Genomic DNA, 24,855 nt, shown 5'->3' on the forward strand with positions numbered 1-24,855 from the left:
CCAAGAAAATGCCGGGCGCAAACCCGGCATTGATGTTTGATAAAAGGCTAGATCACTTTTTCTTTGGAACCTTGGGTACGGTGTTGGCCTTGCGACGCGGTTTGGCGTCTTCATCAGCCTTCTCAGTCTCCGCGGTAACGGTTTCCGCTTCCTGCTCCGCTTTGATGGCCTTCGCCTTGCTCTTGGCTTTGCCTGGAGATTTGGCAGCTTTCAACTCAGCTTCGGGCTTCGGCTTGACCGGAGCCGTCTCCGGCAAGACATTCAGCTTCAGGCCCTCGATACCATCATCGTTCTTGCCGACAAAAACGCTGACCACACCGCCCTTCTTGAGTTTTCCAAAAAGGATTTCGTTGGCAAGGGGCTTTTTGATGTGTTCCTGAATCACCCGACCAAGCGGACGCGCACCCATTTTCTCGTCATAACCCTTTTCAGATAGCCAAGCGATGGCATCTTCATGCAGATCGAAGGTGACATTGCGTTCGGAAAGTTGTGTTTCCAACTGCATGACGAACTTCTGAACGACTTTATGAATGACAGCGGTTGGCAGAGGCGAGAACGGAATAATCGCATCCAGACGGTTACGGAATTCCGGCGTGAACAGGCGGTTAAGTGCCTCCTCATCCTCACCGGTACGCTTGGACGAACCAAAGCCGATGGCAGATTTCGCCATTTCGGATGCGCCAGCGTTCGTCGTCATGATCAGGATCACGTTGCGGAAATCAATCTTCTTGCCGTTGTGATCCGTTAGCGAACCGTGGTCCATGACCTGCAACAGGATATTGTAAATATCCGGATGTGCTTTTTCAATTTCGTCCAGCAACACGACAGAGTGTGGATGCTGATCGACACCATCGGTCAGAAGTCCACCCTGATCGAAGCCGACATAACCAGGAGGTGCACCGAGCAAGCGCGATACGGTGTGCCGCTCCATGTACTCAGACATATCGAACCGCAGCATTTCAACGCCGAGAGATGCCGCAAGCTGCTTGGCAACTTCCGTCTTACCTACGCCCGTGGGACCTGAAAAGACGTAGGAACCAATCGGCTTGTTCGGCTCGCGAAGACCAGCACGGGCGAGCTTGATGGCAGACGACAGCGCTTCGATCGCGATATCCTGACCATAAACCACCGACCGCAATTCTTTTTCCAGATTGGCGAGAACCATCTCGTCATCTTTCGAAACAGTCTTGGCTGGAATGCGCGCCATCGTCGCTATCGTAACCTCGATCTCCTTTTCGGTGATCAGCTTGCGACGCTTGGACGGCGGCAGCAGCATCTGTGCGGCACCCGTCTCATCGATAACATCGATTGCCTTATCCGGCAGCTTACGGTCCGAAATATAGCGGGCCGAAAGCTCCACTGCAGCCTTTATGGCCTCGTTGGAATAACGAAGGTGGTGATAGCTCTCGAAATAAGGTTTCAGGCCCTTCATGATTTCGATAGCGTCTTCGATGGATGGCTCATTGACGTCGATCTTCTGGAAACGACGAACAAGCGCGCGGTCCTTCTCGAAGAACTGGCGATATTCCTTGTAGGTCGTTGAGCCGATGCAACGGATCGCACCGGAGGAGAGAGCAGGCTTCAACAGGTTAGACGCATCCATAGCGCCACCGGATGTCGCGCCTGCACCGATAACTGTGTGGATTTCATCGATGAATAGAACCGCACCCGGAAACTCTTCCAGTTCTTTGACGACCTGCTTCAAACGCTCTTCGAAGTCACCGCGGTAACGGGTACCGGCAAGTAGGGTGCCCATGTCAAGCGAGAAGATCGTATCGTTCTTCAGCGCTTCAGGCACTTTGCCTTCAACGATACGCTTGGCAAGACCTTCAGCAATCGCTGTTTTTCCCACGCCCGGGTCGCCGACATAGAGCGGATTGTTCTTGGAGCGGCGGCACAATATCTGAATGGTGCGGTTAACCTCAGCGTGACGCCCGATCAGCGGGTCGATCTTGCCGCCGCGCGCCTTGTCATTGAGATTGACGCAATAGGCCTTCAACGCGTCCTGCTGTTTCTTGGGTGCAGCACTGTCATCTTCAGAACCGGTGTTACGAACAGGTTTTGCTTCGTTTTCATTATCTTCCGCGCCGCGCGGTGTGCGGGTCTGGGACGTTCCGGGACGCTTGCCAATGCCATGGGAAATGTAGTTGACCGCGTCGTAACGGGTCATTTCCTGTTCCTGAAGGAAATAGGCAGCATGGCTTTCGCGTTCGGCAAAGATCGCAACCAGAACATTGGCGCCAGTCACCTCTTCGCGCCCTGAAGACTGCACGTGAATGACCGCCCTCTGGATAACACGCTGAAATCCCGACGTCGGCTTGGAGTCCTCGTCGTAACCTGTAACCAGATTGGACAATTCACTGTCCACGTAATCAACAACGGTCTTGCGGAGCGCATCGATGTCGACATTGCATGCGCCCATCACAGCCGCAGCATCTGCGTCTTCGATGAGAGCCAGAAGGAGATGTTCAAGCGTCGCATATTCGTGATGACGCTCATTTGCAAAGGTCAGTGCCTGATGCAGCGCCTTCTCTAGACTTGGGGAAAAAGTTGGCACGTTGCGATCCTCATTTCTTTTCCATGACGCACTGTAGCGGGTGCTGGTGCTGTCGGGCGAAATCCATGACCTGACTTACTTTTGTCTCCGCGACTTCATACGTGAATATGCCGCACTCGCCGACACCGTGCTGGTGCACGTGCAACATAACGCGGGTCGCGCCTTCCCTGTCTTTCTGGAAAAAACGCTCCAGAATGTGAATGACGAATTCCATAGGAGTATAGTCGTCGTTCAGCAAAAGAACACGGTAAAGATTAGGCTTTTTCGTTTTCGGTTTCGTGCGGGTAATAACGGAAGTTCCGCGGTTTGTGCCACCGTCGTCGCCTTCATTGTCGCCCTGCATGCGGATCGACTTCGCGATCATCTTTCATCATTCTCCAGATCGAACTCGCGCCGAACCTTGGGCGGCGAGCCAGAATTTCGCTAACCTTTATTTAGGTCGTTACAAAGTGATTTTAAGCCCCTCTCATCGCACTGCAATCACTAATCCGTTCACTCGCTATGAAACTGTGATGAGAATGGATCAATGGCGCTGGGGGATACCCGCATGACGCGCCATTTTCCGCCTTAGCATCACAGCAACCGCATGTTCGATTGTCGCCACTTGCATTTTCTTGCCGGTTGGAAGGTGCAACTTGCGCCGCGATTCTATAGAAACTTCCTCCATTTGCCGAAAGAAATAGGATTTTTCGCTCGATGGATGTCAGAGGTTTTGTTTGTTTTGTTCTGTTCTTGCAGATCCGATGTTTGTCCATTGAGCTTTGGTCTCTTCTTGAGTCAGATGAGGCCTGTCTCCAGAAAAGCAGATCATGCGCGGTGCAGTTAGTTGCGAATGTGCGCCGCTGTCTAAAACAGTTCGTCACCCAGGCATGGTAAAATACCAAGTCCGGTCGATAAACTCAGTTTTCGCTGTCCAGCATCTCGCGTACGGCGACGGCCAACTGCTTGAGCGAAAATGGCTTTGGCAGGAATCCGAATTTGGCATCGGCCGGAAGATTTTTAGCGAAGGCATCTTCGGCGTAACCTGACACAAAGATAAACTTCATATCAGGGTATGTTTTGCGAAGTTCCCGCAGCAGCGAAGGTCCGTCCATCTCAGGCATGACGACATCGGAAACGACGATGTCGACCTTGCCTTCCAGTTCCTCCAGCACTTCCAGCGCTTCCGTACCGGAACCAGCCTCGTGAACCGTGTAACCCCGCGTCTCAAGCATGCGCTTGCCACCACGCCTCACCGCTTCCTCATCTTCGACCAGAAGAACGACAGCCGAATTGCCGGTAAGATCCTGCGGCTCTTCCTTCATGATGGCTTTGGCTGCAGCATCCGCAGCCGCTTGAGCCGCCTCGCCCTCCAGAGGCTGCACTACTTCAATAATGTGACGCGGCAGGAAGATGCGGAAAGCGGTTCCTCTTCCCACTTCCGAATCCGGGTAGATATAGCCGCCTGACTGCTTGACGATACCGTAGACCATGGACAATCCGAGGCCCGTACCCTTGCCAACTTCCTTCGTGGTGAAGAACGGTTCGAAAATCTTGTCCATGATTTCGGGCGGAATACCCGTGCCGTTATCGGCAACTTCGATCATCACAAGGTCTTCGGCTGGAATATCAGACCGCCCGAGGGCAACGACTTCATCCACCGGCATATTGCGGGTGATGATCTTTATCTTGCCGCCCTGCGGCATCGCATCACGCGCGTTGACGCAGAGGTTGATCAAAACCTGCTCAAACTGGGAAAGGTCTGTTTTCACCGGCCAAAGATCGCGGCCATAATCGACTTCCAGCTTGACATTGGTGCCTGAGATCAACCGGTCGACCAGCATGCGCAGATCGCCAATAACGTCAGTCAGGTTCAGCACCGCAGGACGCATTGTCTGTTTGCGGGAAAACGCCAGCAATTGCCGCACCAAAACCGCGGCACGGTTTGCGTTGCGCTTGATTTCCATCAGATCGGCAAAACTTGCGTCTGCGGGCCGTGCTTGAAGAAGCAGGTGATCGGAGGACAGAAGAATGGCCGTCAACACGTTGTTGAAGTCGTGCGCGATGCCACCCGCCAATGTTCCCACAGCGTTCATCTTCTGAGTCTGCGCCATTTGCGTCTCGAGCGCCTTCTGCTCGGTCACCTCGATAGCATAGACGATCGCGACTTCCTCAGGCGCTTCGTCATCCTGATCGATGACGGCATGAACATAGAAACGGAAATGCCGTGTTTCGTCCGTGGGGTGGCGGGAATCGAACGGCGCTATATCGCCCTGACGATCCTTTGCGGCGTCGATAGCCTGCAGAAGCTTGGGTTTGTCGTTATCCAGCAGAACAGCGTCAAGAACGACGCCATTATCGATATCGTCACGACCGACCACGCCAGAGAACAGCTTCAAGAAAGGTGCGTTGGTGCGCAATATCCGACCATCGCCGTCCAGAGACGCAATTGCCATCGGCGTGTTGTTGAAGAAGCGCGTAAAGCGCATGGCGGATGCAGACTCGGCATTCTCCTTGCCTTTGGAGCGCATCAGAACAATCGTGCGGCTTTCACCCGGAGCGCCATCTCGCGTGGCGGTCACCTGATGGACCAGCCGCGCTGGCATGCTCTGGCCGTTGACGCGGCGCATATCGAGATCGAGCATCTCGGTGCGATTGGTGCCCGCATGCGGCTGAACAGATTCGATCAGGGCCATGCCCTCACCTGCAACGATATCCGAGACCGTCAGCGAACCCGGAGAGAACTGCGCCAGATCAATGCCCAGCCATTGCGAAAGCGTGGCATTGAGATAGACGATCTCACCCCTTTTACCGGCAGAAAAGAAACCGGCCGGAGCGTGATCGAGATAATCGATAGCGTTTTGCAGTTCGCGGAAAAACCGCTCCTGGTCCTCACGTTCGGTCGTGATGTCGGCAATCTGAAAGACATGCAGATCGTTGCCGCTGGCATCCTTCAAAAGACGCGCTTTCAGGCGGTACCAATGCGGACCGGACTGCGACTTCGTCTCGCTCAACGGCTTCAACAGGCGAAATTCTTCGTATCCGTCTTTGCCTTCACGCAGTGCATTGATCAGCCGATAAAGCGCCTCGGTCGATTCCCTGTCACGCGAGAGCAACGTCTCGAGGCTCTGAATATCGGTCGCCTTGGTTGCACCCGTCATCTGGCAGTAGGTCGCGTTAGCATAGACCAGCCGCCCCTTGGGATCGGTAATCAGAGTACCATCGGGATGCGACGAGAGAAACTGACGCGCCATTCCATCAGACTGGGACTGCGGCATCACCTCTATGAAGCCGATCGCCGAAGACACCAGAAAGAAAATGCCAAGCATCGCCAGAACACCGAGAATTCCGAGGACGACTTCATTCTCCAGCGAATTCTTGAAATAGACGAAAGCGACGGCTGCTGCGACGAGAACAACAGCTAGCAGTAAAATGCGCAAAAGGGTGCCGGATCTTGCCCGCCTGTCCACCAACGGAAAGTCATTGTCGCTGGCTTGGCTCACCTTGGTCATCGAGGCTCTCACCCTTGCAATTTTGCCGACCCTTGTACATTCGAAGACAAATACCCCGAACGGAATCGCTTTATCTATCCCTTGTAGCAATTCGCAGAAATATCAAAAAGCTCCACCCCACCATAAACCTTTGCCAATACACAACGAATACGCCCCATCTCGCACGATATCGGTCTCTGCGTGGCTGCTTTGCCACGTCAAAAGCGGACCACCCATTCAATATCGATGCGATTTCATCATGGAATGCTGATTAAAACTTGTGCTGAGCGCGAAAAAATCGTCTTTTCGCCTCAAAGCGCTTGAAAAAATCAGGATTGGCAATCACTTGCCCTCCAAAAGACTAAAGGACCGGCTCAATGATCGACAGTGATTTCATCAGCACGTATGGCAACAACCTGATCATTGCTGTTGTTGGTGTCGGCGTAGCACTTCTGCTGATGGCCATAATCCTATGGCTTATTCGTAGACGCGGTGGTTCATCTCCGTTCATTCGCGGCGGCAAGAACCGTCAGCCTCGACTACAGGTGCTGGACGCAACGGCCGTGGACGCCCGCCGCCGGCTGGTGCTCGTTCGCCGAGACAATGTAGAACACCTCGTCATGATTGGCGGCCCGACGGACATCGTCATCGAAAGCGGTATCGGAGCTATTCCGATCATGAGAGATGTTCGCGATCCACAGGACGACCTGCTCCCGTCTCCGCCTGCCGAAAAAGCCATTGCTTCTAACCGGCCAAGAGCTTTGACGTCTGCAAAGGAAGAAGAAATTCGCCCTGTGGCACCTGTTGCAATGCAGACCCCGGTTGCCGCAGTTGCCCCTCAACAGAAACCAGAGCCAAGACCGGCACCTGCTCCGACCCCGGCTGCGCCCCAGCGACCGGTCGTTGCTGCACAGCCAAAGCCGACGCCACCCGTTGCTGCACCCATTGTCGCCACACCTGCCCCTCCTGCTTCGCGCCCCGCAGTGCAGCCCACCGCACAAGCCGCGCCGGAGATTGTCTCTGTGCCGAAGCCGATGGCGAGAGAACCCCTTGCAGCACCTGTCACTCCCTCGGTCGTTCCCGCTGTGACCGCTGCTTCCCTCCAGTCGGAGCCGGTCGCAAAATCAAGCGTGCCCGAACCTTTCTCTCAAGAGCGCCTGCAGCAAAAGCCGTTCGTCATGACGCCGACGGCCATGTCTGCACCGGAGCCAGTCATCGACCAGAACAACGCCGTTGATTTTCTCGATGCCGCGCGCGAACGCGTACTACCAACATTCAGCAACTCAGCCCCAATGACTGCATCGGCCAACATTGCCAAACCGGAACCACTCGCTCCAGGCGAGAACGGTGCGGTCTTCGGCGATCAGTTGACCAGCGATTTCGAAAGCTTCCTAGAAGCCGAAATCGCCAAGAACAATGCTACCGATGCCCCCGATGTCAGTCTCGAACCGAGAAAACACCCAGAGTTCTCAGAGCCTGTCGCACCGCCCGCGCCCAGCGCCACCACGGATCAAGATGTCCAGAAGGAGATGGCGCGCATTTTCGGCGAGATGGCTGTCACGCGAGACAAGTAGGCGACGTTGCCACAGCTCGCGTCTTGCAGCGTAAAACGGCATTGCCTGGCCGGTTTCGGCTTACCGCCATTGCCATGCCTCCGCGACTCTGATCAACCTCGCAGGCAGGAACAAAGGGTGACCGAATGAACGGGGCGGCGACGAAATCTGCGACACTTCGGGGCATGCTGATCATGTCAGGCTGCATGATCGTTCTGCCGACAATGGATGCGATCGCCAAATATATGGCAGTCTCCGAAGGCATGTCGCCTGCTCAGGTGACATTTTATCGCTTCTTCTTCCAGCTCGTCTGCACCCTGCCCCTGCTGCTGGTGATTTCACCGCGTGCCTTGCTGTCTGCCAAGCGCCCATGGCTCAATCTGTTGAGAGGCGTATTGCATGCAGCTGCAAGTCTGACCTTTTTTGCAGCTGTCAAATACATGCCCTTGGCAGACGTCTTCGCGATCTACTTTGTCGAGCCGTTTCTTTTGACCATGATGTCGGCACTTTTTCTCGGGGAAAAAGTTGGCTGGATGCGCTGGAGCGCAATCGTCGTAGGGTTCGTCGGCGCGATGATCGTGATACAACCGAGTTTCGAAATCTTCGGATGGACTTCGCTCCTGCCGGTCGCTTGCGCGTTTCTCTTCTCGCTCTACCTCTTTCTCAACCGTGCCATGGGTGATGCGGATAGCCCGCTCGTCATGCAAACAATGGCGGGCATAGCCGGTACCGCGTTCATGGCCGTCGCTCTGTTGATCGGTCACGCAGTGGGCGATATCAATTTCGAAATGTCATTGCCGGGCTGGGGCCACGGCTTGGTGCTACTTGTTTTGCTCGGCTCCATATCGGGCTATATGCACCTGCTCGTTGTCAAGGCATTCTGGCTTGCGCCCGTGTCCCTGCTTGCACCGTTTCAGTATTTCGAGATCATTTCTGCGACTGCGCTCGGATATGTGCTGTTTTCAGATTTCCCGACAGCCTCGAAATGGCTTGGCATTGTCATCATCGTCGCGTCCGGCCTTTTCATCATATGGCGCGAGCGCAGAAGCGTACAACGGGCCACGTTGAGCGTCGCAGAAGTTTGACGAATATCGCCCGCCGCCCTTGTTCCCTCCGCCAAGGTCGGGCAAAAGTCTTTGCAAATTTGAGACGCACCTAAGGAGACGAAAATGGACGTTCGCGCCGCAGTCGCTGTTCAGGCAGGCAAACCCCTCGAAATCATGACGGTTCAGCTTGAAGGGCCACGGGCTGGCGAAGTGCTGATCGAGGTCAAGGCAACCGGCATCTGCCACACGGATGATTTCACACTGTCAGGCGCAGATCCTGAAGGTCTATTTCCAGCCATTCTCGGCCACGAAGGTGCTGGTATTGTTGTCGACGTCGGCCCAGGTGTGACATCGCTGAAAAAGGGCGATCACGTTATTCCGCTTTATACGCCGGAGTGCCGTGAATGCTATTCTTGCCTCAGCCGCAAAACGAACCTCTGCACCTCCATCCGCGCCACACAGGGACAAGGCTTGATGCCAGACGGCACCAGCCGCTTTTCCATCGGCAAAGATAAGATCTTCCATTATATGGGCTGCTCGACTTTCGCCAATTTCACGGTTCTGCCGGAAATTGCGCTGGCCAAGGTCAATCCCGACGCGCCTTTCGACAAGATTTGCTACATCGGTTGCGGCGTGACGACCGGCATCGGTGCAGTCATCAACACCGCCAAGGTCGAAATTGGTTCGACGGCCATCGTCTTCGGTCTCGGCGGCATTGGCCTCAACGTGCTTCAGGGTCTTCGCCTTGCCGGTGCCGACATGATTATCGGCGTCGATATCAACAATGACCGCAAGTCTTGGGGTGAAAAGTTCGGCATGACGCACTTCGTCAATCCAAAGGAAGTCGGCGACGACATCGTGCCTTATCTCGTCAATCTGACCAAACGCAACGGCGACACCATTGGCGGTGCGGATTACACCTTCGATTGCACAGGCAATACCAAGGTCATGCGCCAGGCGCTCGAATCGTCTCACCGCGGATGGGGTAAATCTGTGGTTATCGGCGTCGCCGGTGCTGGCCAGGAAATTTCGACCCGCCCGTTCCAGTTGGTCACCGGCCGCAACTGGATGGGCACCGCGTTTGGTGGCGCACGTGGCCGCACGGACGTGCCCAAGATCGTGGATTGGTACATGGAAGGCAAAATCCAGATCGACCCGATGATTACTCACACCATGCCGCTTGAAGACATCAACCATGGCTTCGAAATGATGCATTCGGGTGAGAGCATTCGCGGTGTCGTGGTTTATTGATTGAGTGATCAATCAACGCTGTCCTTCGGCGAGATGCGCCGAAGGACAGCGTTATGAGAAAAGTCGTTCCGACGTTGACCTTTGAGTCGTCAGATACCCGGGACAAGCCTGAGCATGACGTTCAGCGTGTGAGGCAATCGCGATTAGCGAAACACCTTTATCCCAGCCGTTTCTCACCCGTCGCGAACTTTGCTTTCAGCAAACACTCGTCATATTCCGCATCCGCCGTCGAATCGAACACGATGCCACCACCGACGTTGAAGATGGCGTTGCCGTCTAGGAACAACGTGATGGTGCGGATCGACACAGAGAACCGCATGTCACCATTAGGTGATATTATGCCAATAGCACCGCAATACGCGTTGCGCGGACCGGTTTCCAGATCGTGCAAAATTTCCATCGCCCGCATTTTCGGCGCACCCGTTATCGAGCCACAGGGGAAAAGCGCCGCGAAAATATCTCCAACCGTCATATCCGGCAAAAGCTTGGCTCGCACATGGCTCACCATCTGGTGCACAGTTGGATAGGTCTCTATTTCGAACAGCTTCGGCACATGCAACGTGCCAACTTCGGCAATGCGGGAAATATCATTCCGCAGCAAATCGACGATCATCCGGTTTTCGGCGAGCGTCTTCTCGTCCTTGAGCATCCCCGCGATCAACTCAGCATCGTCGGCTTCTGACGCACCGCGCTTGACCGTACCCTTCATAGGATGCGTTTCGATCCAACCTTCCTTCACCGAGAAAAACAGCTCTGGCGAACGTGACAGGATTACGGGACCGCCAAGATTGACGAACGCGCCATATTTCACTGGCTGCCGCTCGATCAGAGACCAAAATGCCGTGAGCGGATCGCCATGCCAGCGAGCATGGATCGGCATCGTCAGGTTCGCTTGATAACAATCACCTTGCCGCAGATGCTGGTGCAGTTTTGAGAATTGCGCGCTGTATTCTGCAAGCGTCCAGCCCGGCTTGATGTCGCTGAGAAAATCATCTGCGTTCACCAATGTATCCGGGGACAATTTCGCGTCATCACCGGATGGTGACGCGAACACCCCGAAGCACAATAAAGGCACGTCGCGCTTTACGTCAGCCAGCGGCGCCAACTTCTTTTCAAAAAGATATCCAGCCTCGTAGGACATATATCCGGCAAGATATTTACCGTCAGCGCGCGCCGCCTGCATCCGCTCAATCGCTGGAAGGAACTCCTGCGCCTCATGCGCAATGATCATTTCTTCCGGCTCGGCAAACAGCATTACCGAGCCAGTGGTATCATCGCGAAAAAGCGCATAGGGCGAAGTCAGCAAATCCGTTCGATCCGGCTAGAGACGATATCAGATGCGATCGATATCGCCTTTCGCCCACATTTCAATGGTCTCGGCGTAGAAATCCGCAAAGCGGTCTTCTTCGATGGATTTTCGAATGCCCTGCATCAGTTCCTGATAATAGGCGAGGTTGTGCCAGGACAGCAGCATGCCGCCGAGAGCTTCATTGGAACGGGCCAAATGGTGCAGGTATGCGCGGGAATAATCACGCGATGCCGGGCAGTTGGACTGCTCGTCCAGCGGTCGCATGTCTTCGGCGTGGCGGGCATTGCGAAGGTTCACCCGGCCGCGGCGCGTGAAGGCAAGGCCGTGACGACCTGAGCGGGTCGGCATGACGCAGTCGAACATATCAATGCCACGCGCCACGGATTTCAAAATATCATCCGGCGTGCCGACGCCCATCAGGTAACGCGGCTTTTCGGTTGGCAGAACCGGCAAGGTGATGTCAAGCATGCCGAGCATCACATCCTGCGGTTCACCCACGGCAAGACCACCAACCGCGTAGCCCTTGAGGTCGAGTTGCTTCAGACCTTCCGCCGAGCGAATGCGCAAGTCCGGCTGGTCACCGCCCTGCACGATGCCGAACATGGCCTTGCCCGTCTGCTCGCCAAAAGCGACGCGGCAACGCTCTGCCCAACGCAGAGACATTTCCATCGCGCGCTCGATTTCCTTGCGCTCGGCGGGCAGTGCAATGCATTCATCCAGCTGCATCTGGATATCGGAATCCAGCATCCCCTGAATTTCGATGGAGCGTTCAGGCGACATGTAGTGCAGCGAGCCATCAATATGACTTTTGAACGTCACGCCTTTTTCATCCAGCTTCCGCAGACCGGAAAGCGACATCACCTGAAAGCCACCACTATCGGTCAGGATCGGGTGTGGCCAGCGGATCAGCTCATGCAGACCGCCAAGACGTTGAACGCGCTCCGGGCCGGGGCGCAGCATCAGGTGGTAGGTGTTGCCGAGAATGACATCGGCACCCAGTTCACGCACTTGGTCGAGATACATGGCCTTGACGGTACCAACAGTGCCGACCGGCATAAAGGCCGGCGTGCGAATGACTCCGCGTGGCATGGCCACTTCGCCAAGGCGCGCGCCGCCGCTGGTTGTTTTAAGGGTGAAGGTGAAGTTCTCTTGCATCAAATTTTCCGGAAAAGCAGGCTGGAATCGCCATAGGAATAGAAACGGTAGCCGGTGGAAATCGCATGGGCATAAGCATTGCGCATCGTATCCAGCCCGCAGAACGCCGACACCAGCATGAACAGCGTGGATTTCGGCAGGTGAAAATTCGTCATCAGAATATCGACTGCCTTGAAGCGATATCCCGGTGTTATGAAGATGCCTGTTGGACCTGACCAAGGCTTGATCTGGCCTTCATCGGTCGCGGCACTCTCGATCAGGCGCAGTGAGGTGGTACCGACGCAGATGATGCGCCCGCCCCGCGCTTTGACGGCATTCAGCTTCGCCGCAGTCTCTTCGGATACATAGCCAATTTCAAGGTGCATCTTGTGCTCCTCGGTGTCGTCAGCCTTGACGGGCAAAAACGTGCCCGCACCCACATGCAGCGTCACGAAGTGGCGTTCCACACCGGCCTGATCGAGCTTCTCGAAAAGCTCTGGCGTGAAGTGCAGCCCTGCGGTTGGGGCAGCAACAGCACCTTTTTCGCGGGCATAGATGGTCTGGTAATCTGTCTGATCCTGCGCATCTTCGGGCCGCTTCGCTGCAATGTAAGGCGGAAGCGGAATATGACCGACTGAGGCGATGGCCTCGTCCAGCACGGGGCCGGACACATCGAACAGCAGGGTGATCTCACCCTCCTCGCCCTTCTCCTCAACCGTTGCCTCCAGAAAAGCCAGGCTGCAGGCGTTGTCGCGCTCGTAACCGAAGCGGATGCGGTCGCCCTGCTTGATGCGTTTTCCGGGCCGCGCAAAGGCCTTCCAACGGCTGGCGTCAGTGCGCATGTGCAGCGTGGCGGAAACGGCAGTCTCCGGCGCACCCTCGCGCAGCCGCACACCTTCAAGCTGGGCGGGAATGACGCGCGTGTCGTTGAACACCAGCGCATCGCCAGGCTTCAGGAAGCTCGGAAGATCAAAAACCTGATGGTCCGCCATGCTGCCCGCATTCGGATCGACCACGAGCAGACGCGCACTGTCACGCGGGCTGGCCGGGCGAAGCGCGATGTTGTCGTCAGGGAGGTCGAAGTCGAACAGGTCTACACGCATTGCCAGGCTCTCGAAAATATCAAAACCCGCCCCGCAGTTGCCTGCGAGGCGGGCCAAATGTCTATATCCTACGCTCAGGCTCCAGAAGCAAGGCGGATGGAGACGATGGAGTCGGGATCCTTCACAGGCTCGCCGCGCTTGATCTTGTCGATGGCTTCCATGCCTTCGATGACCTGGCCCCAGACGGTGTACTGCTTGTTCAGCCATGGGCTGTCGGTAAAGCAGATGAAGAACTGCGAGTTGGCAGAATTCGGGCTCTGGGAACGAGCCATGGAGCATGTGCCGCGAACGTGGGAAATGGCGGAGAACTCGGCCTGCAGGTCCGGCTTTTCAGAGCCGCCCATACCGGCACGGGCCGGGTTAAAACTTTCAGAACCCTTCTTGCCGAACTTCACGTCACCTGTCTGGGCCATGAAATCGGTGATGACGCGGTGGAAAACAACGCCGTCATAGGCCTGTTCGGAAACCAGTTCCTTGATGCGCGCAACGTGACCTGGAGCCACTTCCGGCAAAAGCTGGATGACGACTTTACCAGTCGTGGTTTCCATGATGAGGGTGTTTTCCGGATCCTTGATCTCGGCCATGGTATCTCTCCTTCTAGTGTGGCTTTCGCCCGGTTTTATTTGTTGCCGACGGTGACTTTGATCATGCGGTCGGGGTCGATCACTTCACCGTTTCCGCCCTTGCCGCGCTTGATCTTGTCTACGAATTCCATGCCGGATACGACCTTCCCGACAACCGTATATTGTCCGTTGAGGGATGCACCCTTGTCGAACATGATGAAGAACTGCGAATTGGCGGAATTCGGGTCCTGCGAACGTGCCATGCCAACCGTGCCGCGCTCGAACGGAACCTTGGAGAACTCGGCTGGCAGATCCGGCATATCAGAGCCGCCAGTTCCCGCGCGTTGGGCGCTAAAGGACTTCTCCATGTTGCCGTACTGCACGTCACCGGTCTGAGCCATGAAGCCCTGGATAACGCGGTGGAAAGCGACGTTGTCATAAGCGCCCTTTTCAGCCAGCGCCTTGATCTGCACAACATGTTTGGGAGCGACTTCCGGCATAAGCTGGATGACGACAGGGCCGTCTTTCAGCTGGATGGTCAAAAATTCGGCGGCGGATGCAAGGCTGCTGGCCGCGATCGCACTGATTAACATGGCGCCTGCAAAGGCAAATCGAAGCAGTTTCATTGGATTGGCTCCAGATAAAGGGCTGAATTATTTCTTCAGCTTGCTGTTAAGGGCTTCAAGCACGGCTTGCGGCACAAACGCTTCCACATTACCGCCCATGGAGGCGATCTGGCGAACCAATGTGGCGGTAATGGGCCGCGACGCCGTTCCAGCGGGTAGAAAAACCGTCTGAATGTCAGGCGCCATCTGCCTGTTCATGCCGGCCATCTGCATTTCGTAGTCCAGATCAGTACCATCACGAAGGCCACGAACAAGAAGGCTTGCGCCATGCTCACGGGCGGCATCAACCACAAGATTTCCAAAGGAAACAACCTTCAGACGGGATGCCGCGTCTGGCACCACGTCATTCAGAGAGCGGCGAATAAGCTCTGCGCGCTCTTCGAACGTAAATAGTGGCGCTTTGCCGGGATGAATACCAATCGCGACGATGAGTTCGGACGCCACATTCAACGACTGAATCAGAACATCGAGATGTCCGTTGGTCATCGGATCGAAAGACCCGGGATAAAAGGCAATCGTCATATCGCTCTCGATATTTACGCGCGGCGTGCAAATGAATGTGCCGCCTTTTGTCATGGAAGGCCGGGCTTCGCAAGGCCAATGGGTAGCAAGCCCCTCTCCGCAGACCCGTTGTTGGCGGGTGAACACGGCATGAATGGTCCATTCAGGGTGGCTTCAAAGCGCGTCACTATAAAGGTCACATCGAATGGCAACGGGGCCTGACGCCCCAATCGGAGACGGAAATGCTGGTTTTCATGATGGTCCTGGCAATCGCGACATCCTTCGTCGTCGAATATGTTTTTATGGATTGACGTGAACTGCCGATTTTCTGAACGCCAGATGAACGAAGCATTCAAGGAAGCTTCACAGGCGCAATGCTAATCGATTTTTAACAATTTAGCGGAACTGGATTCAGTATCGCGCGTTCAAATCCCAGGTTAAGGAACAAGCACATGTTTATCAAAGAAAAACAGTCTACTTCTGCGAAGATTGGCGTGATCAGCACAGCTTGGACAATGTTGGTAATCGCGATGTTGGCAACCACATTCAGCCTTTACGGACAAAAGCCGCAGCAGAACGGTCCTGATTACCCCCAGCTCACGTCTCGCACTCAGTACATGAATTACTACTGATCTAGCGGGAGTGATGTACTCGTCACTTCTGGAGTTATACTTCCATGCTTACATTCTTGACATTGCTAGCAGCCTTGATCAGCGTAATGTTTGTCGCATCAGTCATCTCAGTGGTGACGGAATCGCGAAAGGAAGATGAAGACTTCAGAGCGATGATCGAGCGCAGCAAAGCTTTCTGAAGGCTCTTGAGCGCCCCTATTTAGCACTTTCCACCCCAAAAACAGCCGCCTGATGAAAGGCGGCTTTTTCATGCGCGACCGACCTCCCATAAGGGAGAAGGCGTGTTAAAAGCCCGTTCCTCACGCCATCGTTTGCATATGCGCGCTTTTCAGCCGAATTTAGCCTTCAATTTCAAAGTGGTTTGATTTAAGGAAGCCCCATAGACCCGGCTAATGGGCAAATATTGTGAGGTTTGCATAACGATGCTCGATTCCCTGAGAAATGCTTCTCGAACTCTGGCGGCAAAGATTCTTCTTCTCCTCCTCGTCCTCTCTTTTGGCGTGTGGGGCGTTTCCGCTTCTCTGGTGTCGACAAACTCGCATGCCGTCATGACGGTTGGCGACCAGACCGTGACACCGAATGAGTTTCGTTTTGCCTATCAGCGCCAACTGGCAGATGTCGGCCGCCAATTCGGTACGCGTCTGACGACGGAGCAGGCGAAGGCTTTCGGCATAGACCGTCAGGTTTTCAGCCAGCTTTCGGCAGGGGCCGCACTGGATGAACTGGCATCTAATATGAACCTCGGCCTTTCTGAAGACCGACTGGCAACGTTGATTGCCGAAGACCCCGCTTTCAAGTCGCCCAGTGGCCAATTCGACCGCAACCTGTTCAGCCAGCGTCTGCGCGGTGCTGGTTTCAATGAAGACGATTATGTCAAGGAACGTAGCAAGGTTGCTGTCCGAGGACAGATCGTTGACGCCGTTTCGGATGGCTTCAAGCCACCGCAGGTTCTCGTTGACGCGCTGAAGCAGTATCGCGACGAGCAGCGGTCCATTGAATATGTACTTCTGTCCAATGCCAATATCGATCCGGTCAAGGCGCCGGGTGATGACGTGCTTGCTGCCTGGTTCGAGAAGAACAAGGCGCAGTACCGCGCACCGGAATATCGCAAGTTCACCTATGTGAAGCTTGAGGCGACCGACATTGCCGACCAGGGCGCGGTCACCGATCAGCAGATTTCCGAGTATTATGAGGGCCACAAGGATGCCTTCCGTACTGCCGGACGCCGCACAATTGAGCAGTTGACATTCGCGGACAAGGAAATGGCAGAAGCGGCGGCGGCGCAAATTCGCGCTGGCACCACGACTTACGACCAGGTCGTCAAGGACCAGGGCAAGCAGCCTGCAGACGTCATTCTCGGAGAATTCACCAGAGACACCGTCACTGATCCATCGATTGCTGATGCTGTATTTGCAATCCAGAAGGACGGCGGCGTTTCTCCAGTGGTCGACGGTGCTTTTGGTCCCGTCATCCTGCGTGTTACCGGAATCAAGAACGAAAGCATGAAGACGCTGGATGAGGCGAAAGAAGAAATTCGCACTACCCTTGCAACGACAAAAGCTGCCGAAGAACTGAACAATGTTCATGACCGATACGAAGATTTGCGTGGCGGTGGTACCTCGCTGACGGATGCAGCAACGCAACTCAACCTTAAGCCTGTTACCGTCAACGCCATCGATTCCAACGGCGGAGACGAAAAGGGCAACCCGGTTGAAGGTCTGCCGACCCCTGCCCTCGTTGCAGAGGTCTTCAAGGCTGAGCAGGGTGGCGATGCGCCCGCCGTCAATATCGGCCGCGACGGTTATGTCTGGTTTGACCTCCAGCAGATTACCCCGCCCCGTGACCGTACGCTTGATGAAGTCAAGGAGCAGGTCGTCGCTGACTGGACGGCGGAACAGCAGCGTACTGCGCTGGCCGCCAAAGCTGACGAGTTGAAGACACGCGCGGAAAAGGGTGAGGCGCTGGCCGCAATCGCCGGTGAAATGGGCTTGGGCGTTGAAACCAAGATGGGCCTTCGCCGCACCAGCGAAGATGCCGTATTGGGTCAGCAGGCCGTGTCTGCCGTCTTCGCCGGTGCGCAGGGCCTCGTTGGTACTGCGCCGGACACCGAAGGTTCCAGCCGCATTCTGTTCAAGGTCACAGAAGTCAACACGACGACGCCCACTGATGCCCTCGACAACAGCGACCAGCAGATCACAGCCATGGCAAATGCCGCTGGCGACGATATGCTCGATCAGATGGTCAACCGCCTTCAGAACGACTACGGTGTCACCATCAATCAGGCTGTAGCCGATCAGGCCATGACCGCTTACTAAGCCGTAACTGGAGACATGAGGACATGGCTGAGTTGAAGCCGTTGATTGCCAAGGTTGCCAACGGCGAAAGCCTGACACGAGAGCAGTCTCGCGAAGCCTTCGACATTCTGATGTCGGGTGAGGCAACACCATCGCAAATTGGCGGCTTCCTCATGGCTTTGCGGGTGCGCGGTGAGACCGTCGACGAAATCGTCGGCGCCGTTTCATCGATGCGCGCCCGTATGCTGCCAGTGACTGCGCCTGCCGATGCCATGGATATTGTCGGCACCGGTGGCGATGGGCTTGGGACCTACAACATTTCCACACTTGCCTCGATCATCGTGGCGGGCACGGGCGTTCCTGTGGCGAAGCATGGCAACCGGGCGCTCAGTTCGAAGTCGGGCACTGCTGATGCCCTCTCGGCGCTTGGCGTCAAACTCGATATTGGACCGAAGCTTATCAGCCGCTGCATAACCGAAGCCGGTCTCGGCTTCATGTTCGCCCAGCTTCACCACTCAGCCATGCGCCATGTCGGCCCAAGCCGAGTCGAGCTTGGTACACGCACCGTCTTCAATCTGCTCGGCCCTCTATCCAACCCTGCCGGTGCGAAGAGACAATTGCTTGGCGTATTTTCGCCGCGCTGGCTGGTGCCACTGGCTGAAGTTCTACGTGATCTCGGGTCTGAAAGCATCTGGGTCGTTCACGGTGATGGACTGGATGAGGTCACCACCACCGGTACAACGCATGTGGCGGCGCTCGAGAATGGCCAGATCAGAACCTTTGATCTGACGCCAAAGGATTTCGGCGTGGACATTGCCAGCATCAATGATCTCAAAGGCGGCGATGGTATCGCCAATGCGACAGCGCTTCGCGGCGTTCTGGGTGGCGCGAAAAATCCTTACCGCGATGTGGCCTTGTGCAATGCCGCAGCTGCCCTCGTGGTCGCTGGTAAGGCCGAAACACTGATGGATGGCATGAAAATCGCAAGCGCCTCCTTAGATGACGGCAGAGCCTCTGCCGCGTTGGACAGACTGGTTATGGTCTCGAACGAAGAATAGGGTAAAGCCATGAGCGACATTCTGAAAAAGATCGAAGCCTATAAGCGCGAAGAAATTGCAGCGGCCAAAACCAAGGTTTCGCTGGCAGACCTCAAAGCCATGGCTGCGGACCAGACGGCACCACGCGGTTTTTACGAAGCGCTGAAGCGCCGCCGAGCCGATGGTACATTCGGCCTCATTGCCGAAATCAAGAAGGCCAGTCCATCCAAAGGTCTTATCCGCCCGGATTTCGATCCACCGGCTCTCGCGAAGGCCTATGAGACGGGCGGAGCGGCCTGCCTTTCGGTGCTAACGGATACGCCGAGTTTTCAGGGCGCACCAGATTTTCTGACCGCAGCTCGAAATGTCTGCACCCTGCCCGCACTGCGAAAGGATTTTATGTTCGAAACCTATCAGGTCCATGAAGCCCGCGCCTGGGGTGCCGATTGCATTTTGATCATCATGGCGTCCCTTTCCGACGACGAAGCAAAGCGTCTGGAAGATGAAGCCTTCTCACTGGGCATGGACGTTCTGGTGGAAGTGCACGACGAGGAAGAAACCGAGCGGGCGCTGAAACTCGGCTCTCCGCTGCTTGGTATCAACAATCGTAATCTGCGCACTTTCGACGTCAGCTTGGAGACCAGCGAGCGACTGGCCGCCATGGTTCCGGATGACAAGTTGCTAGTGGGCGAGAGCGGAATTTTCACATTTGAAGACTGCACGCGCCTTCAGGCATCAGGCATCACGACATTTCTCGTCGGTGAGAGCCTCATGCGCAAGGATGATGTCGCAGCCGCCACACGCATGCTCCTGAACGGCCAAACAGACAGCTTGGCTGCCGAATGAGTGCCGATCTGAACCTCACCCATATCGGCGCTTCAGGCGAAGCGCATATGGTGGATGTCGGCGACAAGGTGGAAACCGCACGCGTTGCAGTGGCCGAGGGTTTCGTGAAGATGAAGCCGGAAACGCTGACGCTGATCCGCGAAGGTAACGCCAAAAAGGGTGATGTTATCGGCACAGCCCGTCTCGCCGGCATCATGGCCGCAAAGCAGACGTCGAACCTCATACCTCTCTGCCATCCGCTAATGTTGACCAAGGTTGCTGTTGATATTTCAGAGGATGATGCCCTGCCAGGCCTGCGCGTGCAGGCCACCGTCAAGCTTTCTGGCAAGACGGGTGTGGAGATGGAAGCGCTGACGGCTGTTTCCATAGCCTGCCTCACCATCTACGATATGGCCAAATCTGCCGACAAAGGTATGGAAATCGGTTCGATCAGACTTTTGGAAAAGACCGGTGGAAAGTCCGGGCATTTCAAAGCTTGAGCAGCGCCGTCACAGGAAGAGGAACCACCATGAAGCCCCTCCTGCCCGTTGCCGAAGCCCAGGCTCGATTGCTGGGTGCTGCAAATCCCGTCACAGCTGTTGAGCTTGTGCATCTGACAGATGCCGATCAACGCGTCCTCGCCCGCGATCTGTCAGCGCGTCTAACCCAGCCGCCTTTCGATGCGTCGGCGATGGACGGCTATGCTTTGCGTGCAGCGGATGCGCCACAGATCGGCTCTGTTCTCACCGTCATCGGAGCGGCTGCGGCAGGTCACGCATTTTCAGGAATCGTCGGCAACGGCCAGGTCGTGCGTATCTTCACCGGCGCACCATTGCCGCAGGGCGCGGATGCGGTTCTCATTCAGGAAGATGCCGAAGTCCTGGATAACAGCCAGATACGCACGACGTTTCAGGTCACAAAAGGCAGACACATCCGTCCACGCGGACAGGATTTTCTGGAAGGTGAGGCAGTACTGAAGGCAGGAACTGAACTGACCTTCACGGACATAACGCTTGCTGCTGCAATGAACCATGCGGAGCTTTGTGTATATCGCAAGCCTGTCGTCGCCGTACTGGCAACGGGCGATGAGCTGGTGGTGCCGGGCGGCAAGCCCAATCCCGCTCAGATCATCGCGTCAAATACCTTCGGTGTTTCCGCCCTCGCCCGCAAGGCAGGAGCTGAAATCCTCGATCTCGGAATTGTGCCTGACGATGAAACGCTCATCCGGGCCGCAATCGACAAGGCCATCGCTGGGCGAGCCGATATTCTCGTCACGCTCGGCGGCGCATCTGTGGGCGATCATGATCTTGTGCAGGCGGCGCTGAAAGCGCAAGGAATGGTGCTGGATTTCTGGCGTATCGCCATGCGCCCCGGAAAACCACTGATAGTCGGTGCGATCGGAGAGATGCAGGTTCTTGGCCTTCCCGGCAACCCGGTCGCCAGCCTTGTTTGCAGCCTGCTCTTTCTGGAACCCCTGATCAAAAAACGCGGCCACCGCCAGATCGTCTCCCGCGAAACAACGGCCAAGACCGCCACCACACTCAAAGCAAACGACCAGCGTCAGGACTACCTACGAGCCCGAATCATCGGCCACGAAAACGACCAGCCCATCGTCGAAGCCTTCACCAAACAGGATTCCGCGATGATGAAGACCATGGCGCACTCGGATTGTTTGATCGTGCGCGCGCCGCATGCACCGGAACTTGAAGCTGGTGGGGAGTGTTTGATGGTGCGGTTAAGATAGTAAGGACAGCTTTTGGAGCGCGGTAAATGATCGACACCTTATTGGCTGCCACAGTCTTCGCGTGCCTCTTGTCCGCCTCGCTCGGCGCAATGATCATTTCTCCAAAACTGGCCGCTCATCACAAAGACGACGAAACGAATGCAGTCATCCGTCTTGTCGCCAATATTTTCGTTGTCATGACGTCGCTGGTCTTCGGTCTTATGATCAACTCGTCAAAAAATACGTTCGAAACAGTCAACGCCAACTCCCATTCATATGCCACCAATCTGATCCTGCTCGATCACTCGCTTCGGAGCTACGGAATAGGTGGCAGAGACGCTCGGAGCGCGCTAAGCGCATACATAGAAATGGCGATAGCGCACCCGGCGCGTGCCGTTGACAGTGTCAAGGGAGCGCCAGATCCAGCAGGGACAGCGCTAGACCGTTTGTCCGATACCCTCATGACTATTCAACCTGTAGAGCCGTATCACGCTGACCTCGCTTCAGACATACGGCGACAATTTCAGCGCTTGGTAGAACAGCGCTGGACAATCATCGAGCAATCGGAAGGCGTGATTCCGATGCCGCTTGTTGGCATAGTGGTGGCATGGCTTGTCCTGATTTTTGGAAGCTTCGGTTATCGAGCGCCGAAGAACTCCGTCGTCGTTATATCCTTCGTCATTGCCGCAGCGCTTTTTGCAGCAGCTTTTTACCTCGTGGTTGACATGGACATACCGTTCCAAGGGTTCATCCAGGTATCGGACGAGCCGCTTAAGCGAGCGCTTGCTGAAGTGAGATCATGAGCTATGTTTTGCGACCGAGATTTTATTTAAAAATCAGAACTGGTCATTTTGTCGCTAAATTTAGTTGTGCGACGAACGGCACGGCCGGAATTTGCTTGGCCATTTCTATTTCAGATTTGACGGTCGTAAATAATTGTACAGCCTGACATTATTTGGGTCACAATCATAATTGAACGGAGGATAAGAGAATGACCGCACCCCAAGAACACAATCAATTTGATGGCCCTCAAATGCAGGGAACGCATTACAAGCGCGCCGATATGTCACGCGCTAATTTCGACGGCGTAAACCTCGCAGATGCACAGTTTTACGCTGTTTTGACTAGGGCAAGGTTTACCGACACCAATTTAAGCGATGCGGTTTTTGACGATATCACTCTGGCAGACGCACGCTTTAATAACGTCAATTTGTCTGGAGCCACCATTACGAATGCAAATCTCTCGCGCTTAACCATAAGCGGCGTCACGTTGGCAGATTCTGAGATCAAAGACGCCGATTTAACGGGGATGCGGATCAACGGCGTTCTCGTAACTGATCTATTCATGGCCTATGAAAAAGCGAAAAACTAAGGCCATTTACTTCTTTCGCTAAAATGCCGATTCAAGCAACACCTGCCAGAATTTGCAACGACTGCAAATGTGTGCTGTGGCGTAAAGTAGACCTTAACAAGAAAAAGGCCGCATCGCTGCAGCCCTTTTCATTTTAAATTGCGTCCAATCAAACCAACCGGCTCCGCTCCAGTGCCGCTTCAATGAAGCTTGCAAACAGCGGATGCGGGTCAAGCGGGCGGCTCTTGAGTTCTGGGTGGTATTGCACACCAATGAACCACGGATGGTCGGGGTACTCGACGGTTTCAGGCAATACACCATCCGGCGACATGCCGGAGAAGACGAGGCCGCAGTTTTCGAGGCGATCCTTGTAGTCCACGTTGACTTCGTAACGGTGGCGGTGACGTTCGGAGATGTCCGTGGAGCCGTAGATTTCCGCGATCTTGGTGCCTTTCTTGAGCGATGCCTTGTAGGCGCCCAAGCGCATCGTGCCGCCGAGATCACCAGCTGCATTGCGCTTTTCGAGCTCGTTGCCCTTCACCCATTCAGTCATCAGACCGACGACAGGTTCTGGCGTTGTGCCGAATTCGGTGGACGAAGCCTGTTCGATACCGGCTAGATTGCGGGCCGCTTCCACGACTGCCATCTGCATGCCGAAGCAGATGCCGAAATAGGGCACCTGACGCTCGCGGGCATATTGGGCAGCGCGGATTTTACCTTCAGAGCCACGCTCTCCAAAACCGCCGGGAACGAGGATGGCATCGACCTTTTCAAGATAGGGTGCCGGATCTTCCTTTTCGAAGACTTCCGACTCGATCCATTCCAGATTGACCTTGACGCGGTTGGCAAAGCCTCCGTGATGCAGGGCTTCGATCAACGACTTATATGCATCCTTGAGGCCGGTATATTTACCGACGATGGCAATCGTCACTTCGCCTTCCGGCGTGTGGATGCGGTTGCAGACCTCTTCCCACTGCTCGAGGCGTGGCTTTGGCGCAGGCTCGATGCCGAAGGCTGCCAGAACTTCGTTGTCGAGGCCTTCCTTGTGGTAGGCAATCGGTACGTCATAGATGTTGGCCACATCAAGTGCCTGAATAACGGCGGATGGACGCACATTGCAGAACAGCGAAAGCTTGCGGCGTTCAGCTTCAGGGATTTCCCGGTCTGCACGCACCAGCAGAATATCGGGGTGAATGCCCAGCGCCTGCAACTCCTTGACGGAATGCTGTGTCGGCTTGGTCTTAAGCTCGCCTGCTGCGGGAATGTAAGGCATCAATGTGAGGTGAACGAATATGGCAGTGCCGCGTGGAAGATCGTTCTTCGCCTGACGGATCGCTTCCATGAATGGCATGGCTTCGATATCGCCCACAGTGCCGCCGATTTCGCAGATGACGAAGTCGTAGTCCTCGTTGCCCTCAGTCACGAAATTCTTGATCTCGTTCGTAACGTGCGGAATCACCTGCACAGTCGCGCCGAGATAATCGCCGCGGCGTTCCTTGTCGATGATGTTCTTGTAAATGCGACCCGTGGTGATGTTGTCGGTCTTGGTGGCCGAACGTCCTGTGAAGCGTTCGTAGTGACCAAGATCGAGGTCCGTCTCTGCGCCGTCGTCCGTCACGAAGACTTCACCGTGTTGGGTGGGGCTCATCGTGCCGGGATCGACATTGAGATAGGGGTCAAGTTTGCGAAGTCGCACCCGGTAACCACGGGATTGCAACAACGCTCCGAGTGCTGCAGCGGCAATGCCCTTACCAAGAGAAGAGACCACGCCGCCTGTGATGAATACATATCGCGCCATGGGATTCACCGGTTACCTTTAAATGAGTGATTCCGCCAGCCCAAAATTAACTAGAAGCGCATTCATCTGTTGATGACGCGAC

The 24,855-nt window shown here is 55.4% G+C and carries 21 protein-coding genes; 11 read left to right on the top strand and 10 right to left on the bottom strand.

Annotation, left to right across the window (positions count from 1 at the left end):
• Window positions 1-52: 52 nt before the first annotated feature.
• The 3 genes from clpA to cckA all read right to left on the bottom strand — a co-directional run bounded on the left by clpA (window position 53) and on the right by cckA (window position 6,048).
• The gene (gene clpA / locus ATO67_RS01315; protein ID WP_067643220.1) at window positions 53-2,557 is read right to left on the bottom strand and encodes an ATP-dependent Clp protease ATP-binding subunit ClpA; all 2,505 of its coding nucleotides are present in this window, start codon (window positions 2,555-2,557) and stop codon (window positions 53-55) included.
• A gap of 10 nt (window positions 2,558-2,567) precedes the next feature.
• Window positions 2,568-2,921 carry an ATP-dependent Clp protease adapter ClpS gene (clpS, locus tag ATO67_RS01320; RefSeq protein ID WP_067643223.1) on the bottom strand — a complete coding sequence of 118 codons (354 nt, stop codon included), beginning with the start codon at window positions 2,919-2,921 and terminating at the stop codon, window positions 2,568-2,570.
• A 535-nt stretch (window positions 2,922-3,456) separates the two neighbouring features.
• Window positions 3,457-6,048, bottom strand: coding sequence for a cell cycle histidine kinase CckA (cckA, locus tag ATO67_RS01325; protein WP_067643226.1), 2,592 nt, complete (start codon window positions 6,046-6,048; stop codon window positions 3,457-3,459).
• Window positions 6,049-6,404: 356 nt separating this feature from the next.
• Between cckA and ATO67_RS01330 the strand changes: the two genes are divergently transcribed.
• The 3 genes from ATO67_RS01330 (at window position 6,405) to ATO67_RS01340 (ending at window position 9,877) form a co-directional block, all read left to right on the top strand.
• Entirely contained in the window at window positions 6,405-7,601 is a 1,197-nt protein-coding gene (locus ATO67_RS01330; protein ID WP_067643229.1) for a flagellar biosynthetic protein FliO, read from the top strand.
• Between the two features lie 125 nt (window positions 7,602-7,726).
• Complete coding sequence (locus tag ATO67_RS01335; protein ID WP_067643232.1) at window positions 7,727-8,665, top strand: DMT family transporter; 939 nt, start codon at window positions 7,727-7,729, stop codon at window positions 8,663-8,665.
• Between the two features lie 84 nt (window positions 8,666-8,749).
• Window positions 8,750-9,877, top strand: a complete 1,128-nt coding sequence (locus ATO67_RS01340) for an S-(hydroxymethyl)glutathione dehydrogenase/class III alcohol dehydrogenase (protein WP_067643235.1) — start codon at window positions 8,750-8,752, stop codon at window positions 9,875-9,877.
• Window positions 9,878-10,034: 157 nt separating this feature from the next.
• Here ATO67_RS01340 and ATO67_RS01345 read toward each other — a convergent pair whose 3' ends face one another.
• From ATO67_RS01345 to coaD, 6 genes are all read right to left on the bottom strand, one after another.
• Window positions 10,035-11,183, bottom strand: coding sequence for an aminodeoxychorismate synthase component I (locus ATO67_RS01345; RefSeq protein WP_106404873.1), 1,149 nt, complete (start codon window positions 11,181-11,183; stop codon window positions 10,035-10,037).
• A gap of 27 nt (window positions 11,184-11,210) precedes the next feature.
• On the bottom strand, window positions 11,211-12,341 hold the full coding sequence (gene tgt / locus ATO67_RS01350) for a tRNA guanosine(34) transglycosylase Tgt (protein WP_067643238.1): 1,131 nt from the start codon (window positions 12,339-12,341) through the stop codon (window positions 11,211-11,213).
• Window positions 12,341-13,423, bottom strand: coding sequence for a tRNA preQ1(34) S-adenosylmethionine ribosyltransferase-isomerase QueA (gene queA / locus ATO67_RS01355; protein ID WP_067644189.1), 1,083 nt, complete (start codon window positions 13,421-13,423; stop codon window positions 12,341-12,343). Before queA ends, tgt begins: the two co-directional genes overlap by 1 nt.
• A 74-nt stretch (window positions 13,424-13,497) precedes the next feature.
• On the bottom strand, window positions 13,498-14,007 hold the full coding sequence (locus ATO67_RS01360; RefSeq protein ID WP_067643241.1) for a peptidylprolyl isomerase: 510 nt from the start codon (window positions 14,005-14,007) through the stop codon (window positions 13,498-13,500).
• A gap of 35 nt (window positions 14,008-14,042) precedes the next feature.
• Window positions 14,043-14,612: a peptidylprolyl isomerase gene (locus ATO67_RS01365; RefSeq protein ID WP_067643244.1), complete on the bottom strand. Its 570-nt coding sequence runs from the start codon at window positions 14,610-14,612 to the stop codon at window positions 14,043-14,045.
• A gap of 27 nt (window positions 14,613-14,639) precedes the next feature.
• Window positions 14,640-15,134 (bottom strand): pantetheine-phosphate adenylyltransferase, encoded by a 495-nt coding sequence (gene coaD, locus ATO67_RS01370; RefSeq protein ID WP_067644192.1) that lies wholly within the window; start codon window positions 15,132-15,134, stop codon window positions 14,640-14,642.
• A 431-nt stretch (window positions 15,135-15,565) separates the two neighbouring features.
• On the opposite strand from coaD, the gene ATO67_RS01375 reads away from it, so the two are divergent.
• From ATO67_RS01375 to ATO67_RS01410, 8 genes are all read left to right on the top strand, one after another.
• Window positions 15,566-15,745: a hypothetical protein gene (locus tag ATO67_RS01375; protein WP_067643247.1), complete on the top strand. Its 180-nt coding sequence runs from the start codon at window positions 15,566-15,568 to the stop codon at window positions 15,743-15,745.
• 422 nt (window positions 15,746-16,167) lie between these two features.
• The gene (locus ATO67_RS01380; protein ID WP_067643250.1) at window positions 16,168-18,060 is read left to right on the top strand and encodes a peptidylprolyl isomerase; all 1,893 of its coding nucleotides are present in this window, start codon (window positions 16,168-16,170) and stop codon (window positions 18,058-18,060) included.
• A gap of 23 nt (window positions 18,061-18,083) precedes the next feature.
• Window positions 18,084-19,097, top strand: coding sequence for an anthranilate phosphoribosyltransferase (gene trpD / locus ATO67_RS01385; RefSeq protein WP_067643253.1), 1,014 nt, complete (start codon window positions 18,084-18,086; stop codon window positions 19,095-19,097).
• A gap of 9 nt (window positions 19,098-19,106) precedes the next feature.
• Window positions 19,107-19,922 carry an indole-3-glycerol phosphate synthase TrpC gene (gene trpC / locus ATO67_RS01390; protein WP_067643256.1) on the top strand — a complete coding sequence of 272 codons (816 nt, stop codon included), beginning with the start codon at window positions 19,107-19,109 and terminating at the stop codon, window positions 19,920-19,922.
• On the top strand, window positions 19,919-20,401 hold the full coding sequence (gene moaC / locus ATO67_RS01395) for a cyclic pyranopterin monophosphate synthase MoaC (RefSeq protein ID WP_067643258.1): 483 nt from the start codon (window positions 19,919-19,921) through the stop codon (window positions 20,399-20,401). The genes trpC and moaC overlap by 4 nt, the downstream gene beginning before the upstream one ends.
• 29 nt (window positions 20,402-20,430) lie before the next feature.
• On the top strand, window positions 20,431-21,645 hold the full coding sequence (locus ATO67_RS01400) for a molybdopterin molybdotransferase MoeA (RefSeq protein ID WP_067643262.1): 1,215 nt from the start codon (window positions 20,431-20,433) through the stop codon (window positions 21,643-21,645).
• Window positions 21,646-21,671: 26 nt separating this feature from the next.
• Window positions 21,672-22,427, top strand: a complete 756-nt coding sequence (locus tag ATO67_RS01405; RefSeq protein ID WP_067643265.1) for a bestrophin-like domain — start codon at window positions 21,672-21,674, stop codon at window positions 22,425-22,427.
• Between the two features lie 188 nt (window positions 22,428-22,615).
• Window positions 22,616-22,996, top strand: a complete 381-nt coding sequence (locus ATO67_RS01410; RefSeq protein ID WP_067643268.1) for a pentapeptide repeat-containing protein — start codon at window positions 22,616-22,618, stop codon at window positions 22,994-22,996.
• 148 nt (window positions 22,997-23,144) lie between these two features.
• Here the strand turns inward: ATO67_RS01410 and ATO67_RS01415 are convergent, their stop codons facing one another.
• Entirely contained in the window at window positions 23,145-24,773 is a 1,629-nt protein-coding gene (locus ATO67_RS01415; RefSeq protein ID WP_067643271.1) for a CTP synthase, read from the bottom strand.
• Window positions 24,774-24,855: the final 82 nt, after the last annotated feature.

It is taken from the genome of Agrobacterium bohemicum, from assembly GCF_001562555.1.
GTDB lineage: Bacteria > Pseudomonadota > Alphaproteobacteria > Rhizobiales > Rhizobiaceae > Agrobacterium > Agrobacterium bohemicum.

Bases quoted from the DNA above. Each gene is read 5' to 3' on its own strand.
- clpS (WP_067643223.1), bottom strand. From the start codon at position 2,921: ATGATCGCGAAGTCGATCCGCATGCAGGGCGACAATGAAGGCGACGAC.
- cckA (WP_067643226.1), bottom strand. From the start codon at position 6,048: ATGACCAAGGTGAGCCAAGCCAGCGACAATGACTTTCCGTTGGTGGAC.
- ATO67_RS01330 (WP_067643229.1), top strand. From the start codon at position 6,405: ATGATCGACAGTGATTTCATCAGCACGTATGGCAACAACCTGATCATT.
- ATO67_RS01335 (WP_067643232.1), top strand. From the start codon at position 7,727: ATGAACGGGGCGGCGACGAAATCTGCGACACTTCGGGGCATGCTGATC.
- ATO67_RS01340 (WP_067643235.1), top strand. From the start codon at position 8,750: ATGGACGTTCGCGCCGCAGTCGCTGTTCAGGCAGGCAAACCCCTCGAA.
- tgt (WP_067643238.1), bottom strand. From the start codon at position 12,341: ATGCAAGAGAACTTCACCTTCACCCTTAAAACAACCAGCGGCGGCGCG.
- queA (WP_067644189.1), bottom strand. From the start codon at position 13,423: ATGCGTGTAGACCTGTTCGACTTCGACCTCCCTGACGACAACATCGCG.
- ATO67_RS01360 (WP_067643241.1), bottom strand. From the start codon at position 14,007: ATGGCCGAGATCAAGGATCCGGAAAACACCCTCATCATGGAAACCACG.
- ATO67_RS01365 (WP_067643244.1), bottom strand. From the start codon at position 14,612: ATGAAACTGCTTCGATTTGCCTTTGCAGGCGCCATGTTAATCAGTGCG.
- coaD (WP_067644192.1), bottom strand. From the start codon at position 15,134: ATGACGATTGCCTTTTATCCCGGGTCTTTCGATCCGATGACCAACGGA.
- ATO67_RS01375 (WP_067643247.1), top strand. From the start codon at position 15,566: ATGTTTATCAAAGAAAAACAGTCTACTTCTGCGAAGATTGGCGTGATC.
- ATO67_RS01380 (WP_067643250.1), top strand. From the start codon at position 16,168: ATGCTCGATTCCCTGAGAAATGCTTCTCGAACTCTGGCGGCAAAGATT.
- trpD (WP_067643253.1), top strand. From the start codon at position 18,084: ATGGCTGAGTTGAAGCCGTTGATTGCCAAGGTTGCCAACGGCGAAAGC.
- trpC (WP_067643256.1), top strand. From the start codon at position 19,107: ATGAGCGACATTCTGAAAAAGATCGAAGCCTATAAGCGCGAAGAAATT.
- moaC (WP_067643258.1), top strand. From the start codon at position 19,919: ATGAGTGCCGATCTGAACCTCACCCATATCGGCGCTTCAGGCGAAGCG.
- ATO67_RS01400 (WP_067643262.1), top strand. From the start codon at position 20,431: ATGAAGCCCCTCCTGCCCGTTGCCGAAGCCCAGGCTCGATTGCTGGGT.
- ATO67_RS01405 (WP_067643265.1), top strand. From the start codon at position 21,672: ATGATCGACACCTTATTGGCTGCCACAGTCTTCGCGTGCCTCTTGTCC.
- ATO67_RS01410 (WP_067643268.1), top strand. From the start codon at position 22,616: ATGACCGCACCCCAAGAACACAATCAATTTGATGGCCCTCAAATGCAG.
- ATO67_RS01415 (WP_067643271.1), bottom strand. From the start codon at position 24,773: ATGGCGCGATATGTATTCATCACAGGCGGCGTGGTCTCTTCTCTTGGT.